The sequence below is a fragment of the Kutzneria sp. 744 genome (genome assembly GCF_000568255.1).
Classification (GTDB): Bacteria; Actinomycetota; Actinomycetes; order Mycobacteriales; family Pseudonocardiaceae; genus Kutzneria.
This window is the reverse complement of the sequence record NZ_KK037166.1, coordinates 320,312-336,668: the sequence shown is the minus strand read 5'-3', so window position 1 is coordinate 336,668 and position 16,357 is coordinate 320,312. Positions and strand designations below refer to the sequence as shown.

The following is a 16,357-nucleotide window of genomic DNA, read 5'->3' as shown; positions in this document are numbered from 1 at the left end:
GTATGTCGTTCAATGTCGGGGCAAAACGCCGGTGATCCTCTTGACTTAGGTCTAAAGCCGGTCGAACATGCGCTGCACCACAGGGAGGGCGCTCACCCTGCTCGCGCGGCTGCTGACCGCCGCGAAGCGCTGTCCCGATGACTCCCGACAACGACGACGGAGGTTTTCGTGCACGCCCTGCCCACACTCCGACGGCGCATGCGGCTGCTGATCGCGCTGCTGCTGGCGTTGGCCCTGCCGGTAATCGGCCTGACGACCACTCAGACCGCTGCTGCGGCGACGCAAAAGGCTTGCGACATCTACGCGTCCGGCGGCACGCCGTGCGTGGCGGCCTACAGCACCACGCGAGCGCTGTTCGCGTCCTACGGCGGCCCGCTGTACCAGATCAAGCGCGCCTCGGACGGCGGCACGGTGAACGTCGGACTGCGCTCGGCCGGCGGTGTGGTGAACTCCGCGCCGCAGGTCTCCTTCTGCGCCGGCACGACCTGCACCATCACTCAGCTCTACGACCAGACCGCCAACGCCAACCACATGCCCATCTCCCCGGGCACGTCCTGCGCGGGTTGCTCGGGCGGGCTCAACGGGCCCGGCCCGAACGGCGCGGACATCGGCGCGAACGCGATGGCGCTGCCCGTGACGATCGGCGGCCAGCCGGCGTACGGCGTGCTGGTCAACGACATCGGCACCGGATACCGCAACAACGCCGCCCGCAACGTGCCCACCGGCGCGCAGCCCGAGGGCATGTACATGATGACCTCGTCCCAGCTCACCAGCGGTTCCTGCTGCTTCGACTTCGGTTCGGCCGAGACCAACGACTCCGACGACGGCAACGCCACCATGAACGCGATCTACTACGGATCCGCGTGCTGGGTCGGCGGCTGCACCGGTCCGGGGCCCTGGGTCGGCGGCGACCTCGAGAACGGCATGTACTTCAGCGACAACGGCCGGAACCCCACGAACATCCAGAGCGAGACCGGCATGTTCGTCTCGGCCTGGGAGAAGAACAACGGCACCACGAACTTCACGCTCAAGTACGGCAACGGCCAGTCCGGCGGGTTGACCACCTCGTACGCGGGTGCCCTGCCCAACGGCTACAACCCGATGAAGGTGCAGCCCTCCATCGAGCTGGGCACCGGCGGCGACAACAGCACCTTGGGCAAGGGTGAGTTCTTCGAAGGCGCGGTCACGGCCGGCTTCCCCTCCGACGCCACCGAGAGCGCGGTGCAGGCCGACCTGGTCGCGGCCGGCTACGCCAACAACACCACCACGTTCCACCGCAGCACGTCCGTGGTGAGTTTCCGGGCCCACGCCAACGGCAAATACGTCGACGCGCCCAACAACACCACCTCGTTGATCGCGGATGCCACCACCGTTGGCCCGGCCGAGACCTTCGACATGTTCACCGACACCGATGGCACCATCGGTCTGCGGGCGCACTCGGACAACAACTGGGTCACCGCGGAGAGCAACGGCTCTGCGCCGCTGATCGCCAACCGTGGCGGCCCCGGGCCCTGGGAGACCTTCTACCTGCTGCACAACCCCGACGGCAGCGTGACCCTGCGCGCGTACAACAACCAGCACCTCGTCACCGCGGAGAACGCCGGCGCCTCGGCGCTGATCGCCAACCGCACGGCGGTCGGCCCGTGGGAGGAGTTCGACCTCATCACCCACTGACGGCTCTGCCACGGCCGGCGGGACCTCGGCGGCTCGCTACCAACGAACGTCGAGGTCCGCGGCCTTCGGAAGCTCGGTCACCAGATCGCGCAGCGCCTTTGCCGTCGTTCGTCCAGTGTGGACAGTTAAGGCCCCGTTGTGCCCGGGCCCGTTTCCGGGCAGGTGCGTTGTTGCCATCGGCAGCAACTGCGGGTGGTGCTGGAGTCGTTCGGGGACAACGCGTCGCTGTCAGACGTGAGGTCGCGGGCCTCCGCGACGAAACGACCGCCGTGGCCAGGCGGGCGCTCGCCGGCGCGGCCGCCGTCATCGCCACGGTCGTCCTGCCAGCCCTGCCGGCGCAAGCGGCCACGGGCTCGATCACCGGCATCGCCGGCAAGTGCGTCGACAACCAGAAGTGGAACGCCCCGGGCAGCGGCGGGGGTGGCGGCGGTGGTTTTGTCGTCAGCGAGTCGCAGTTCAACTCGCTGTTCCCCGGCCGGAACGGCTTCTACACCTACAGCGGGCTGGTCTCGGCGATGAGCGCCTGCCCGGCGTTCGCCACCACCGGCAGCGACACCGTGAAGAAGCAGGAAGCCGCGGCGTTCCTGGCCAACGTGGCCCATGAGACCGGGAACCTGGTCTACGTCACGGAGATCGACAAGTCCGGCAACCACTGCGACGCCAGCCAGTCCTACGGCTGCCCGGCCGGCACCTTCGCCTACTACGGCCGCGGCCCGATCCAGCTCAGCTGGAACTTCAACTACCAGGCGGCCGGCGACGCGCTGGGCATCAACCTGCTGGGCAACCCGCACCTGGTCGAGCAGGACTCCGCGATCTCGTGGAAGACCGGCCTCTGGTACTGGATGACGCAGACCGGTCCCGGCAGCATGACCGGGCACAACGCGATGGTCAACGGCGCCGGCTTCGGGCGGACCATCCGCAGCATCAACGGCAGTCTCGAGTGCGACGGCCGCAATCCGGCCCAGGTCCAGAGCCGGGTCGACAACTACAACCGGATCGCGGACGACCCCGCTCAGGCCGAGCCGCTGGCAATCACGTCGGTCGGCTTCTGGGGCATGACCCGGCCCGGTTCCAAGGAGATCGCGAACCGGGCCAGGCCGCGGGCCGAGGCCGGGACGTCGACGACGATGGGCCGGAGGCTGTCGGCGGGGACGTCGAACGAGGCCAGGGCGCTGGGACCGGCGGCGTCGTGCAGGCCCCACGCCACGTACTGCTGGTTGCGGCCGTTCGGCGTGAGGCCGAGCGGCACCACGACCGAGCCGGACGCGCTGGTGATCAGCATCGCGGTGGGCTTGCCGGCGGAGTTGGTCAGCACGGCCCGCTTCGCCGTCGGGTCGGCGACGATGGACTGGACCATGGCGTCGCCGGCGGCCTGGGCCTGCTGCTGGTGGTTGAGTTGGCTGACCTGCACGCCGAGCACGGTGGTCACGCCGCCGAGCACGACCACGACGGCCGCGGCAGCGGCCAGCAGCCCACGGCCGCGCCGTTGCCGTTTCTGGCGGGCGAGGTCGAGCGACAAAGGCCGTGGCGCTCGGGGCGTGTCGTTGATCGCGACCATCAGGCGTGCGCGCAGGGCCGAGGGCGGTTCGTGCTGCGGGACGGCGTGGCCCATCAAGGCGGCGACCTGCTCGGCCTCCCGAACGGTCGCCCGGCATTCCGCGCAGGTCTGGAGGTGCGCGCGAAGGGCGTGTTCCTCGTCGAGCCCCAGCGCGTACAGCGCCCAGCCCACCGCGTTCTCCCGGTGGGCACAGCGCCCGTGTTCGCGGACCGCGTCCATCACTGCACCTCCATCCAGTTCTCATGACGCCGACCGCCGGACAGGGTGGACAGCAGGGAGCGCAGGTGTTTCATGCCCGCGAAGGTCCGTGACTTGACCGTGCCCAACGGCAGCCCGGTGATCGAGGAGACCTCGGTCTGGGTGTAGCCGCCGAGATAGGCCAGGGCGATGACCTGCCGCTGGTCGGCCGACAGCTGGCCGAGGGCCTTGCGGACCAGGCCGCCGACCACCCGGCTCATCGCCTTCTCGTCCGCGCCGGGCTCGGCCGGCAGGGCCTGGGCGGTGATCTCGTCGCCGCCGAGCAGGTTGCGTTTGCGGTGCACGGCTTGCCGCCGCACGACGTCGACCGACCGATGGTGCACGAGCGTGAGCAGCCAGCCGGCGAAGCCGCCCCGGTCCGGGTCGAACCGGCCCGGCTCCCGCCAGAAGGCGAGAAACGCCTCCTGCACGGCTTCCTCGGCGTACTCGGGGTCGACGCAGACCCGCCGGGCCAGGGAGTAGGCCTGGCGGCAGTACCGGTCGTAGAGGGCCGCGAACGCGTCCTGGTCGCCGGCGGCCACGGCCGTCACCAGGTCCGCGTCGGCGGCCCGGCTCCCGGTGGTCGACTCGGCGTCCATGCTGATCGTCACCTCACGTGTTCGGTCCTGCCCGGCAATCCGGTTCGGTCGATCCCTACGCACTCGTGAATTGCCTTGTGCGGCAACGCGAAGACCCCGGCGTGGGTGCGCCGGGGCCTTCGCTGGGGGCGATGTTCAGCTGCCCGGGGTGAGGACCTTGTCGATGACGAAGACGGTGGCGTTGCCGGTGGGGATGTTGCCGCACAGCACCTTCGCGCCGTTGACCATCATGCCGGAGCTCTTGTCGCCGGTGATCTTCACGTCGGCGCCCTGCAACGTCTTCTCCGACCCGGCGGCGATGAGGCCGTCGGCGTCCATGCGGGTGGGCAGCACGTGGTACTGCAGGATCGGCGCGAGGGTGGCCGGGTCCTTGGCCAGCGCGGCGAACTTGTCCGCGCCCAGCGCGTCGAAGGCCGGGTCGTACGGCGCGAACACGGTGATCGCCTTCTGTGAGTTCAGCGTGTCGCCCAGGTTGGCGGCGCCGACGGCGGCGACGAGCTTGGTCAGCAGTGGGTTGTTGCTGGCGGCGGTGGCGACCGGGTCGGACGCCATGCCGTTGAGGGAGCCCTTGCCGTCGGCGGGAATCTGGCCGCAGGCCGGGCCGAAGGTGTCGCTGGTCTTGGTGATTCCGTCCGAAGTGGACATCGTGGTGGTCGGCATGGCCGAGGTGGTGGTGCTGCCGCCCGAGGCGGTGGAGTTCGAGCCGTTGCCGCAGGCGGCAAGGGAAATGCCGGCGGCCGCGATGACGGCGGTGGCGGCGACGCGAGGGAAGGTGCGCATGCGGAATCACTCCAGAATAGATGGATTGTCGATGCCCCGGCCGTTCGGGGAGCATCATCTGGTGTCTGCCCTGTGTTCGGAACTCGCCGCGTTCGCGGTTCGATCCCGTGGGTAACGCTTCGGTCACGGCGTGAGATCAGCTGGTGGTGAAGACAATCGTGTGCCAGCCGGTGGCGCCGTCGGGGATCGGGCCGACCCGGTCACGGGTCTGGGTGTAGCCGCCTGTGTCCGTGGCACGGCTGATCACCGTGTGGGTGCCCGGTTTCAGGTCGTAGACCTTGCGCCACATCCGCCAGGTCTCGGCGTTGACGGTCACGGCGAGATCTGCCTCCTGCCACGGCCCGCCGTCCATCTGTAGCTCGACCTTGGCGATGCCCTTGGTCTGCGCCCAGGCGATCCCGGCCACCACAACTCTGCCGCCGGGCAGGGATTGCAGGCCCTGCGGCATGTCTATGCGTGCCTCGGTCTTGACCGGTGCACGTTCGCGGTACCCGCGCGGCACCCAGTACTGCTTCTTCGCGGCGAACGTGGTGAGCTCGATGTCCTTGAGCCACTTGGTCGCCGAGGCGTAGCCGTAGATGCCGGGCACCACCAGTCGTGCCGGAAAACCGTGCTCGGGCGGCAGAGCCTGGCCGTTCATGCCGACGGCCAGCATCGCGTCCCGACGCGGATCCAGCACCGACGACACGGGGCTGCCCGCGCTGTATCCGTCCACACTGGACGACAGGACCTGGTCCGCGCCCGCCTTGACGCCGGCTACGGCCAGCAGATCGCGCAGCAGCACGCCGGTGAAGTTCGCCGTGGAGACGTACGGTCCGCCGACCTCATTGGACACACAGGTCATGGTGATCGTCCGGGTCACCAGGTTCATCGCCATGACGTCGGCGAAGGTGAGGTTCAGCTCGCGCTCGACCAGGCCGTGCACCCGCAGCGTCCAATCCTCGGCCCGCAGCTGAGGAACCGACAGCGCGGTGTCCACGCGGTAGAACTTGTCGTTCGGGGTGAGGAACGTGGGCGTGCCGTCCGAGGCGAAGTCCGCGCCGGTCGGCACCGTCGGCTGCTTGTGGTTGTCCAGCATCTGGGTGACCTTGGCCCGGGAGCCCTCCACGTCCACCCGGCCGACCAGCAACCGGCCGCCGGCGCCGGCCAGGCCGATGCCGACGAGCGTCCCGAGCGACCCGAGCAGGAACGCTCGACGTCCGGACGTCGACGGGCCATCGGCGTCCGCCCCGCCGGCCAGCCGGTGCAGCCCGCGGAACACCGCCACACCGGCGACAAGACTGGCCGCCGGCGCCACCACGGCGACCGGTGTGAGGTTCGGTCGGACGAGAACCGCCACCACACCGAGCAGGCCCAGCAGCACGGCGAGCACGGTTCCCGGCAGCGGCCGGCGGCGGGACAGCACACCGGCCGCCGTGGCCGCGACCAGCAGGAACACGCCCATGCCGGCCAGCAGCACGAGCTTGTCGTACGTGCCGAAGGTGCGGACGGCGAAGTCCTTGAGCGGCAACGGGGTCAGGTCGATCGCGGTGTTGCCGACCGCGAGGAAGGGGGAGGAGTCGGGATCGACGAACGCCGCGACCAGATCTCCGACCGCCAGCGCGGCGCCGACCCCGAGCACGCCGACGACCATCGCGACCGTCACCGGCAGCAGCGGGGAGCGTTGGTTCATGTCCCCCGTTCGTCGATGGGCGACCGATCGGTTCACGGCCGATCCGCCCGGTACGGTTCGGGGGTGCTGCACCTCAGGTTGATCGTCCCTCATGGACAGACCGACATAGCCCTTGACGTGCTGCGTGCGCAGCCGGGCGTCACACACATCGTGTTGCTGCGGGACGCCGCGATAGCGCCGCCGGGTGACGTGGTCGATGCGGCGGTGGCCAGGGAGGCCGTCGACGAGGTGGTGGCCGCGTTGTGCGCCCTGGACCTCGACCATGTCGGCGGCATCACGCTGGAGACGATCGACACCGTGTTGTCGGACGCGGCGGATCGGGCCGAGCTGGCGGCGCCGGGCGACGGCGCGGACGCCATGGTGTGGGAGGAGCTGCTGGCCAAGACCGGCGAGGAGTCCAAGCCGAGCGTGACCTTCCAGTCCTTCCTGACGCTGGCATGCGTGCTGGCCTCGGTCGGCGTGGTCACGAACTCGGCGGTGACCATCGTCGGGGCGATGATCGTGGGGCCGGAGTTCGGGCCGCTGGCGGCGATCGCGGTGGGTCTGGTGCGGCGGCGCACGGATCTGTTGCGGCGGGCGGGCGTCGCGCTCGGTGTCGGATTCCCGCTGGCGATGCTGGTGACGGCCGGCGTCACGGTGCTGGCCGGACTGGCTGGGCTGTTCGACCGCAACACCGTGCTCGCGGCCCATCAGGTCGAGTTCGTCTACCAGGTCGGTCCCTACTCGCTGATCGTGGCGCTGCTGGCGGGGGCGGCCGGGATGCTGGCCATGACCTCGGCGAAGTCGGCGGCGCTGGTCGGGGTGTTCGTGTCGGTGACGACGGTGCCCGCGGCCGGATACGCCGTGGTCGCGGCGGTGGTGGGCGAGTGGGACCGGTGCGTGGGTTCGCTGGTCCAGCTGGTGGTGAACATGCTCGGCATCGTCCTGGCGGCCGCCGTGGTGCTGCTGATCAGCCGCCGGCGCGCGGGTCATGATCGTCCGCTCCGCGCATAGATGCCGGTGAACCGGATTCCGCGCCACGGACGAATGCCTTGTGACGGCGCGCGGAGGGGAGGCGATGATGGCCGTGACCAGCGACTTCCCCGGCGCGCGGCTGTGTCACACGATTGAGCGGCATGTCACCGCCAGCAGCCTGATGGCGTACCCCATCGAGATCCGCCGTCCCGAGCGGGCTGGCTCCGTCGAGCGGACCGTCACCTGCGGTTTCTGCGGCGACGAGGTGACCTTGATCGTTTATGGCACGGCGCGCACGTCCGCGCTGCGCCGCCGCTGGCTCACGCTGGCCTCGCTCGGCGGCGTGCTGGCCACGCTCGGCGTGCTGGGCATGGTCCACCCGATGGGGGACATCTCCGCCGGCTCGCCGCTGCTGGGGGCGCTGGTCCTCGTCACCGGGACCGGGGTCGTGCTCGCGCTGAGCTTCCTGCGGCTCTGGTTCCACGAAGACGGTGTCCGCCATCCGGCCCCCGATCGGTGGGAAGCGCCGAGGCACTCGGTCCGGCTGTCGCGGGGCTTGAACCGCTAGTACGCAGCCGCTCGTTGCTCTGATGGGGTCGGCGGGCCACGAACCGGCCATATGTTGCCGGCCTGGGCGCTACTGTCAGCACACGCGGATGCACTGACGGTGGGGGCCGGCGTGGAGGAGAAGGAGAACGTGACGCTCAAGCAGTTCCGTCTGCGTGCGGGCCTGACCCAGGAGGCCCTGGCCGAGAAGTCAGGTGTCTCGATCCGCACGATCCGCGGGCTGGAGACCGGAACGCGAAGCAATCCTCGACGCACCTCGCTGCGGCAGCTGGCGGACGCGCTGGAGCTGGCGCCGCACGAGCGGGAGCAGCTGGCCGGGCTCGGCTCGACCGAGACGCCGCCGTCGAGCACGCGCCCGATGCCCCGGCAGCTTCCGCCGCCCTCGCCCGGGTTCGCCGGCCGTGACGCCGAACTCGCCGAGCTGGACGGGGCAGGCGACAGCGAGATCCGTGTCGTGGTCGGGGCCGGGGGCATCGGCAAGACCTGGCTGGCGTCGCACTGGGCCCACACTCAGGCCGAGCGCTTCCCGGACGGCCAGTTGTTCGTCGATCTCCAGGGCTTCACTCCCGACCCCGATCCCCTCGACGCGGCGACCGCGGTGCGCGGCTTCCTCGACGCCCTCGGCGTCGACGCCAGCAGGGTGCCGACCACCCTGGACGGCCAGATCGCTCTGTACCGGAGCCTGGTCGCCGGCCGGCGAATGCTGATCATCCTCGACAACGCCGCCACCGCCGACCAGGTCATACCGCTGTTGCCCGGGACACCGACCTGTGCCGTGCTGGCGACCAGCAGGAAGACCCTCACGGCACTGCTGCTCCGGCACGGCGCGCACCACCTGTCGTTGGGTGCCTTGGGCGAGGACGACGCCCATGCGCTGCTCGCCCTGCGGCTGGGCGAGCAGCGCGTCGCCGCCGAACCCGACGCGGTGGCGCAGCTGATCGCATTGTGCGGGCGGTACCCCCTGGCCTTGGCCATCGTGGCCGGCCGTGCTCAGACCCGGCCGCGGATCCCACTGGCGGAGTTCGCCGCGGAATTGCGTGAGTCCGGTCTGGACGCGTTGGACGACGATGATCCGGCGGCCAGCGTGCCGTCGGTGTTGTCCTGGTCGATGCGCGCTCTGACCACCGAGCAGCGCAAGGTGTTCGCCCTGCTGGGCATCGCCCCCGGGCCGGACATCGGCCTGCCCGCCGCGACCAGTCTCACCGGCCTGCCCCTGCCTCGACTGAGGAAGGTGTTGCGTGAGTTGGAGGAATCCTCGCTGATCGACCGGCAGCCGGGCGACCGGCACTCGATGCACGACCTCGTTCGCGAACTAGCCATCGAGCAGGCGGACCACTGTCTGTCCATGGAGGACCGTGATGCCGCGCTGCGTCGGCTCGCCGAGTTCTACCTGCACACCGCGTTTGCCGGCGACCGACAGCTGTCGCCGCACCGGCACTCGATCAGCCTTCCGCCGCTGACGGATGGTGTCGTTCCCCTGGCACTGCCGGACGACAGCGCCGTCATGGCCTGGTTCGGCGCCGAGCACGCGTGTCTGCTCGCCGCGCAGCGCTCGGCCGTCGCGGTTGGTTGGGACGACGTGGTGTGGCAGTTGGCGTGGAGTGTGAACCGTTTCCACTACCGGCACAGCTATCTCGTGGACGATGTCGCCGTCACGGAGCTCGGCCTCGCTGCGGCCGAACGGCTCGGCGACACCTCGGCCCTCATCGAAATGCGCCGCCTGTCGGGACTCGCGCTGGTCCGTCACGGCCAGCCCGAGGTCGCGTTGGAGCACCTCCGGCTGGCCCTCACCCTCGCCGAAGGCCGTGGGAAGCCGGAGGAACTGGCCTACGTGCATCAGATGTTCACCTACGTGCTGGGACGGGCCGGGCAGGATCGGCAGGCGTACTGGCATGCCGTGCAGGCCTTGGAGATCTACCAGGACCTTCAGACACCGCAGTGGGAGGCGGCCGCGCTCAACTCGGTCGGTTGGTACGCCGCCAAGCTCGGTGACTTCGACCGGGCGTGGGAGTACTGCCAGCAAGCACTGACGCTGCAACGACTTCTGCACGACGAGGACAGCGAGGCCATCGTCCTGGACAGCCTCGGCTACATCGACCACCACCTCGGCCGTCATGCCGATGCCATTGCGCACTACCGGCAGTCGGTCGCGCTGCTCCGTGGCCTCGGTGACGTCTACCAACTGGCCGGCACCCTGGAGGCGCTCGGCCATCCCTACCACGCCCTGAACCGGCTCGTCGACGCGCACGCCGTGTGGGGCGAGGCCATCGAGCTCTACCAGGCCCAGCACCGGACCGAGGAGGCCGAGCGGCTTCGGCGCCACCTCCACACGGACGAGGTCGAGGTGCCCGAAGCCGCCAGCAGACGACGAGGCCAGCACCGTTCACCGGCCTCCCGAACGGCGCCGGTCCCGGATTTATGGGCGAGCGGCACGCATCCGCAGCGCACCCGGTGACCGGCGAAATGCATCATATGGCCGACAAGCGACCGCCGGGTGGCCCAATGTCCACAATGGATGGTTTGGATACATGACCGTGGCGGAAATGCGCTGAGGACAGCCCGAAAAGACGGGTGCGGATCCAAACGGGCAAGGAACGCGGTGCCGGGTGCCGCGGCTGTCCCGGGGTGCGCCGCGCGAACGTAGCCTCGATCGCGAATCCACTGATTTCCCCATGGCATCAGGAGATCCGCGTGAAGGTGTTGGTGATCGGCGGCGGTCCGGCCGGCAGTGTGACGGCAACTGCGCTCGCCCGGGCGGGACTGGAGGTGGAGCTCGTCGAGGCGGACGAGTTTCCGCGTTACCACATCGGGGAGTCGCTGACGCCGTCGTGCCGTGCGGTGCTGGAGGCCGTCGGCGTGGCCGAGAAGATCGATGCCCACGGCTTCGTCATCAAACACGGCGGCGTAATCCAGTGGGATTCGGACAACTGGGTGTTCGACTGGGGCAAGCAGGTCGGCGCGCGGTCCTGGCAGGTGGACCGCGGTGTGTTCGACGACCTGCTGCTCGGACATGCAAGGGACAGCGGGGTTTCGGTGCGTACCGGCGTGTCCGTGACCAGCGTCGAATTCGACGGGAAACGGCCCAGGGCCGTGCACTGCCGGCCGAAGGACGGCGCCGAGTACGTTGTCGACGACTTCGACTTCCTGGTGGACGCTTCCGGCCGCAACGGAGTGCTGAGCTCGCGCCACTTCCGTGACCGGCGCTCGCTGCAGAACCTGCGCAACATCGCGATGTGGAGCTACTGGACCGGCGTGACGGCGCTGCCGGACACACCGAGCGGCGGCATCAACATCGTCTCCTCGGACGAGGGCTGGTACTGGGCGATCCCGTTGTCCGGCGGGCGAACCAGCCTCGGCTACGTCACCACGAAGGATGCGTTCAACCGGGACCGTGCGGCCGGCGAGCAGCCGGAGGACCTCTACCACCGGCTCCTGCGCGCATCGCCGACGATGCGGGGCCTGCTGTACGACGCCGAGCACGTGGGTGAGGTGCGCGTCGAGACCGACTACTCCTACATCGCGGATCGGTTCTGCGGCCCGGGTTTCGCGATCGTCGGCGACGCCGCGTGTTTCCTGGACCCGCTGCTGTCCACCGGCGTGCATCTGGCGCTGTACAGCGGTCTCACGGCCGCCGCGAGCATCATCTCCATCGACTGGGGCGATGTGACCGAGGACGAGGGGCTGCTGTTCTACGAGTTCGCCTACCGCCGTGCCTACACCCGCCTGTTCGCGCTGGTCAGCGTGATGTACGAGCGGTACCTCGGCAAGGACGGCTTCTTTCGCACATCCGACCGTCTGATCGGCGACGACATCCGGCAGGCCGCGGTGGGCGGCCTGTCCACGCGGTCGTTCGCCGAGATCATCGCCGGCCTGTCCGACCTGCGCGAGGCCACCGACTCCTCGACGAGGGTGCTCACCGAGCGGCTGCGCGACGAAGCCCTCATGGTGCAGCTGCGCGCGGTCGGCGGCACCGACGGCACGCCGATGCCCGACTTCACGTCGGTGCTGGAGAACCCGTTGCGCGACGCCGAATCCGCGCACTTCCGGCTGGTCACCAGCCCGAAGCTCCGCCTGGAGCGCATCGAGGACGACCAGTGACGCAGGCGGTTCTCGTTGTCGCCCGGCTGCGAGCGCGCCGATCACTTCCTGGCGGCTCGCAGCCGGCGGTGATGGTCAGGGCTGGGGGACGGGTGGGAAGCCGTACTGGCCGGCCTCGGCCGCGCTGTCCTCGCGGTGGGTGACCATGCGTTCCAGGAACGAGGTCGTCGCCGCGACGGTGGCCCGGGCCATGGACGGCGCGCGGTCGAATCCGTGGTTCCGGTCGGCGTAGACGTGCAACTCGGCCGACACGTCGAGGGCGGTGAGGCGCTGGTGCAGGGCGACGCTGGAGCGGACGTCGAACAGGATGTCCGCGGTGGCGTGGAAGAGGATGGTCGGCGGGAAGTCCTTGTGCAGCAGGTCGATCGGGCTGGCCGCCGACAGCTCGGCCGCGGTGGCGCCGGTCGGGAACAGCATCCAGCTCGGCACCCGGCCGATCTCGTCCAGATCCAGGGGCAGCGAGGGAAGGCGTGGGGCGTCCGGGTCGCCGGTCAGCTCCGGCATCGCCGAAGGGTGGAAACCGATGGCGGGGTAGTAGGCGACGATCGCCGCCGGCCGCACGTCCGGGTCGAGGGCGCCGGTCAGCAGGGCCATCTGAGCGCCGGCGGAGTGGCCCTGCACGACCAGACGGGCGGGGTCGATGTCCAGAGTGTCGGCGTTGTCCCGGACCCACACACAGGCCGCGACGGCGTCGTCGAGCTGCGCCGGCCAAGGTGCGACACCGAGTAAGCGGTACTGCACGGCGACGGCGGTAAATCCTTGAGCGGCAAGGGCTGCTGCTTGCTCGTGCACGAACTCCTTGGCCCCGCCCCGCCAGCCGCCTCCGTGAAAGAGCAGGACGGCGCAGTGGCGGTTTTCGGTGCTGGGCCGGAAGATGTCGAGCGCGAGGTCACGCGCGTAGACGACGGTCTCGGGCTGTGGGGCGGTCATCACTGCTCCTTGGATACGGCGACGGTCGAACGCACCGCGGCCGCGCGTAGCACTGGGGCGACCTCGCGGCCGAGCAGTTCGTGCGAGCGCACCAGATCGTCGTGCGTGAACTGGGCGAAGTCGGTCCAGGCCATGATCGCGCCGTAACCGCCGGCACGGCACTGCTCGATCAGCTTCTCGGCCACGGTGGCGGGGGAGCCCACGGCGAAGTCGTCGGGATGCATCATCCGGCGGCGGATCTCGCTGTCCGCGGTCTCCAGCCCCCGGATGCCGACCGCGGCGGCGAACTTGTCCACACTGGACTCGTGGATCTCCTGGGCCCGCGCGTCGGCCTCGGCCACGAACACCCGTCGCCGCAGGCCGAGCATGGTCGGATCCACCTGATGGCCGGCGGCATCGGCGGCCGCCCGGTAGGCCTCGGCGAGGGGGACCGTGGCCGCGACCGGAAGGAAGGCGGTGCACAGCTTGTAGCCGCGCTGACCGGTCCACTCCGCGGAATTCGCCGACATCACGGTCACCCAGGTCGCACGCCCGGTCTCGGGCCGCATCGCCGGAACCAAGGGGACCTGCTCCAGGTTGTAGAACGCGTCGTGCTGCGTGACGACAGGGTTCTCGATCGCCTTGGCGAACACGTCGGCGCCGCTGTAGAAGCGCGGTCGGACCTCCTCGGAGGCGATGCCGGCCGCCACCGCCTCACGGTCGCCCGCGCCCGGCGCGATCCCGGGCTCGAACCGGCCGCCGGTGAGGTAGTCCAACATGCCCACCTCCTCGACGTAACGACGAGCGTCGTGCAGGGGCAGCACGCTGCCCAGCGTCGTGAAGCGCAGGTTCTTGGTGCGGGAGGCGAGCGCCGCCACCATCAGATGCGGTGACGGGGTCAGGCACATCGGGTTGAAGTGGTGCTCCGCGAACGCCAGGCCGTCCAACCCGAGCTGGTCGCATCTGGTCCACAGCTCCAGATAGCGGTCGAAGGTCTCCTGCAGCTGCGCCGGCTCGGACGGCTCCTGCGGTGACAGGCTGTCCGCGCTGAGAAAGGAGAAGACCCAGGTTTCGATCACGTCGTCCTGCCTTCTGATCGGTCGGTGCCGGGGAAGAGATGTGGCCGGAAGGGATCGCGGTGAACGCGCGGGCCCGTTCCATGCCCGCGGCGTGCTGCGCCGACGGCAGCGGATCGCTCATGGCGGTCTCCTCGCCCCAGCCGTGCGGTGCCGGACCGTTCTGACGGTACGGTACTGGACCGTACTCCAGTCAAGGGGTTAATCTCGGCGCATGCCGTCACCGTCCGCGATCGAACCCGACTCCGCCGCGCCGCGCTGGACCGAGCGCGAGGTGGAGCTGCTGACCGTGACGCTGGACCTGTTGCAGCAGAACGGATTTGACCGGCTCACCATCGACGATGTCGCCGCCCGGGCGCGGGCCAGCAAGGCCACCGTCTACCGCCGCTGGCCCACCAAGGCCGACCTCGTCGTCGCCGCCGTCTCACACAGCCTGAGCCGCACCGTCGTCGCGCCCGACACGGGCAGCCTGCGCGGCGACCTCATGCAGCTGGCCGAGTTCCTCATCCGCCAGGCCACCGCCCTGGCCGACACCCTCACCGCGATCCTCATCGAGGTGCGCCGCAATCCCCACCTGAGCGCCGTCGTCGAACAGCTTCTCCTGCAGAAGAAGCGCCCGATCAACCAGGCCATCCTCCGTCAGGCGGCCGACCGCGGCGAGATCCACCCCAGCAAGATCGACACCGACCTGTGGGACATCCTGCCCGGCTACCTCCTGTTCCGCTTCCTCATGCCCGGCCGCCCCGTCACGCCCGACACGGCCCGTGCCCTCGTCGACGAGATCCTGCTCCCGGCCCTGACCAGCGCACCCACGTCCGGCCGCCCCGCCGACGACTGAGACGGGTCGCCGTCAACAGCGGCGGACGGAACCGAGCCTTTTTCGGTAACGTCGTCGGCGGCGAAGTGACCTGACACGGCCGCGAGTCCGCGGTGGGGAGTTGGTTGGCAGATGTCCGACGAAGTGCTCCAGGTTCCCCTGCACAAGGAGCTTGACGCCCTGCTCGGCCAACATACGGCGGCCGGGCACTCGCGGGCCCTGGTCTATGGCGTCGCCGACCGGAACGGGCTGTCGCACGCGGCCGGCTTCGGCGCGGTCGACGAGCGGGACCGCGTTCCGGACGCGGACGTGGTCTTCCCGATCGCGTCGATGACGAAGAGCTTCGTCGCCTGTGCCGTGCTGATCGCCCGCGACCAGGGCAGGCTGTCCCTGCACGATCCGATCACCAAGCACGTCCCGGAATTCGTGCTCGCCGATGGCCAGCGGGACGTCCCCACGATCGAGATGCTCCTGGGCATGTGTGGCGGCCTCACCGAGGACAACGCCTGGGTCGACCCGTTCATCAACACCCCCACCGAGGACCTCCTGGCCCGGGTGTCCAAGGGAGTGCGGCTCAGCCATCTGCCGGGCGCGGTCTTCGAGTACTCCAACCTCGGTTTCACGATGGCGGGCCTGGCGCTGAGCCGCGCGGTCGGCCGGCCCCTGGCGGAGTTCGTCACCGAGGAGCTGCTGCGGCCGTTGGGCCTGACGTCTACGTTCTGCGACACGGCCGTGCCCGACGACCGGCCGCGCGCCGTCGGCTATTCGCTGGACACGGAGGGGAACTGGGTCGCCTATCCGCCGCAGACCTCGGACGCGTTCCTCGGCGCCGGCGGACTGGTGAGCACGGTGCGTGACCTCGCCCGGTGGATCACCTGGCTGGGCTCCGCGTTCCGACCGGAGCGACCCGACGACAGCCCCGTGTTGAGCCGATTGTCCCGGCGGGACCTGCAGCGCGTGCGCGTGTTCATGCCACCGTCGCTGAGCCTGACCGGTATCGGGCAGGCTCGGCTGAGCTCGACCGGATACGCCCTCGGCCTCGGGGTCACGACCGACCTGCGCCGTGGGACGGTCATCTCCCACAGCGGCGGCCTGCCCGGTTTCTGGCTCTGCATGGCCTGGCACCCCGAATCGGGGCACGGCACGGTCGTCCTGACCAACGGCAACCGAGGCAACCCGAGCGCGCTGTGCGTCGAGGCGCTGGGCCGGGTGCTCGACCACAACCAGGCCCCCGCGACCACCGCCACCCTGTGGCCGGAGACTGTCGCGCTTCGCGCGCAGGCCGACTCGCTGGTCCGGCACTGGGACGATTCGCTGGCCGCCCGGATCTTCGCCGAGAACGTCGAATTCGACCGCCCGCTGGCGCAACGTCGCGCGGAACTCGCCGAGCTCGTGGCCGAGGTCGGCCCCCTGCTC

At 69.8% G+C, this 16,357-nt stretch carries 13 protein-coding genes and 1 pseudogene; 8 read left to right on the top strand and 6 right to left on the bottom strand.

Annotation, left to right across the window (positions count from 1 at the left end; all coding sequences use genetic code 11):
- Positions 1-198: 198 nt before the first annotated feature.
- Together KUTG_RS01570 and KUTG_RS60555 are read left to right on the top strand one after the other, a co-directional pair.
- Positions 199-1,674, top strand: coding sequence for an arabinofuranosidase catalytic domain-containing protein (locus tag KUTG_RS01570; protein WP_052393701.1), 1,476 nt, complete (start codon positions 199-201; stop codon positions 1,672-1,674).
- Positions 1,675-2,069: 395 nt separating this feature from the next.
- A pseudogene (locus tag KUTG_RS60555) lies at positions 2,070-2,669 on the top strand (chitinase); the annotation flags it as partial.
- A gap of 17 nt (positions 2,670-2,686) precedes the next feature.
- Here KUTG_RS60555 and KUTG_RS01560 read toward each other — a convergent pair.
- The 4 genes from KUTG_RS01560 to KUTG_RS01545 all read right to left on the bottom strand — a co-directional run bounded on the left by KUTG_RS01560 (position 2,687) and on the right by KUTG_RS01545 (position 6,520).
- Positions 2,687-3,451 carry an anti-sigma factor gene (locus KUTG_RS01560; protein ID WP_043714366.1) on the bottom strand — a complete coding sequence of 255 codons (765 nt, stop codon included), beginning with the start codon at positions 3,449-3,451 and terminating at the stop codon, positions 2,687-2,689.
- Complete coding sequence (locus tag KUTG_RS01555) at positions 3,451-4,068, bottom strand: RNA polymerase sigma factor (protein ID WP_052396505.1); 618 nt, start codon at positions 4,066-4,068, stop codon at positions 3,451-3,453. Before KUTG_RS01555 ends, KUTG_RS01560 begins: the two co-directional genes overlap by 1 nt.
- A 135-nt stretch (positions 4,069-4,203) precedes the next feature.
- Complete coding sequence (locus KUTG_RS01550) at positions 4,204-4,848, bottom strand: fasciclin domain-containing protein (protein ID WP_043714364.1); 645 nt, start codon at positions 4,846-4,848, stop codon at positions 4,204-4,206.
- A 136-nt stretch (positions 4,849-4,984) separates the two neighbouring features.
- On the bottom strand, positions 4,985-6,520 hold the full coding sequence (locus KUTG_RS01545; protein ID WP_157494197.1) for a molybdopterin-dependent oxidoreductase: 1,536 nt from the start codon (positions 6,518-6,520) through the stop codon (positions 4,985-4,987).
- A gap of 63 nt (positions 6,521-6,583) precedes the next feature.
- Between KUTG_RS01545 and KUTG_RS01540 the strand changes: the two genes are divergently transcribed.
- The 4 genes from KUTG_RS01540 to KUTG_RS01525 all read left to right on the top strand — a co-directional run bounded on the left by KUTG_RS01540 (position 6,584) and on the right by KUTG_RS01525 (position 12,139).
- The gene (locus KUTG_RS01540) at positions 6,584-7,513 is read left to right on the top strand and encodes a DUF389 domain-containing protein (protein ID WP_043727897.1); all 930 of its coding nucleotides are present in this window, start codon (positions 6,584-6,586) and stop codon (positions 7,511-7,513) included.
- A gap of 67 nt (positions 7,514-7,580) precedes the next feature.
- Entirely contained in the window at positions 7,581-8,042 is a 462-nt protein-coding gene (locus KUTG_RS01535) for a hypothetical protein (protein WP_157494195.1), read from the top strand.
- A gap of 111 nt (positions 8,043-8,153) precedes the next feature.
- The gene (locus tag KUTG_RS01530; RefSeq protein WP_198046960.1) at positions 8,154-10,496 is read left to right on the top strand and encodes a tetratricopeptide repeat protein; all 2,343 of its coding nucleotides are present in this window, start codon (positions 8,154-8,156) and stop codon (positions 10,494-10,496) included.
- A 236-nt stretch (positions 10,497-10,732) separates the two neighbouring features.
- On the top strand, positions 10,733-12,139 hold the full coding sequence (locus tag KUTG_RS01525) for an NAD(P)/FAD-dependent oxidoreductase (RefSeq protein WP_052393695.1): 1,407 nt from the start codon (positions 10,733-10,735) through the stop codon (positions 12,137-12,139).
- Positions 12,140-12,214: 75 nt separating this feature from the next.
- Here the strand turns inward: KUTG_RS01525 and KUTG_RS52740 are convergent, their stop codons facing one another.
- Positions 12,215-13,069 (bottom strand): alpha/beta hydrolase, encoded by an 855-nt coding sequence (locus tag KUTG_RS52740; RefSeq protein ID WP_052393694.1) that lies wholly within the window; start codon positions 13,067-13,069, stop codon positions 12,215-12,217.
- A complete protein-coding gene (locus KUTG_RS01515; RefSeq protein WP_043714360.1) occupies positions 13,069-14,127 on the bottom strand; it encodes an LLM class flavin-dependent oxidoreductase in 1,059 nt (352 codons plus the stop codon). Before KUTG_RS01515 ends, KUTG_RS52740 begins: the two co-directional genes overlap by 1 nt.
- Positions 14,128-14,338: 211 nt before the next feature.
- Between KUTG_RS01515 and KUTG_RS01510 the strand changes: the two genes are divergently transcribed.
- Complete coding sequence (locus KUTG_RS01510; RefSeq protein ID WP_043714359.1) at positions 14,339-14,962, top strand: TetR/AcrR family transcriptional regulator; 624 nt, start codon at positions 14,339-14,341, stop codon at positions 14,960-14,962.
- Between the two features lie 111 nt (positions 14,963-15,073).
- On the top strand, positions 15,074-16,357 hold a 1,284-nt coding region (locus KUTG_RS01505; protein ID WP_043714357.1), incomplete at its 3' end, for a serine hydrolase domain-containing protein.

What these genes read in the sequence shown, in the direction of transcription:
- KUTG_RS01570 (WP_052393701.1), top strand. Translation starts at nt 199, where the DNA reads ATGCGGCTGCTGATCGCGCTGCTGCTGGCGTTGGCCCTGCCGGTAATC.
- KUTG_RS01560 (WP_043714366.1), bottom strand. Translation starts at nt 3,451, where the DNA reads ATGGACGCGGTCCGCGAACACGGGCGCTGTGCCCACCGGGAGAACGCG.
- KUTG_RS01555 (WP_052396505.1), bottom strand. Translation starts at nt 4,068, where the DNA reads ATGGACGCCGAGTCGACCACCGGGAGCCGGGCCGCCGACGCGGACCTG.
- KUTG_RS01550 (WP_043714364.1), bottom strand. Translation starts at nt 4,848, where the DNA reads ATGCGCACCTTCCCTCGCGTCGCCGCCACCGCCGTCATCGCGGCCGCC.
- KUTG_RS01545 (WP_157494197.1), bottom strand. Translation starts at nt 6,520, where the DNA reads ATGAACCAACGCTCCCCGCTGCTGCCGGTGACGGTCGCGATGGTCGTC.
- KUTG_RS01535 (WP_157494195.1), top strand. Translation starts at nt 7,581, where the DNA reads ATGGCCGTGACCAGCGACTTCCCCGGCGCGCGGCTGTGTCACACGATT.
- KUTG_RS52740 (WP_052393694.1), bottom strand. Translation starts at nt 13,069, where the DNA reads ATGACCGCCCCACAGCCCGAGACCGTCGTCTACGCGCGTGACCTCGCG.
- KUTG_RS01510 (WP_043714359.1), top strand. Translation starts at nt 14,339, where the DNA reads ATGCCGTCACCGTCCGCGATCGAACCCGACTCCGCCGCGCCGCGCTGG.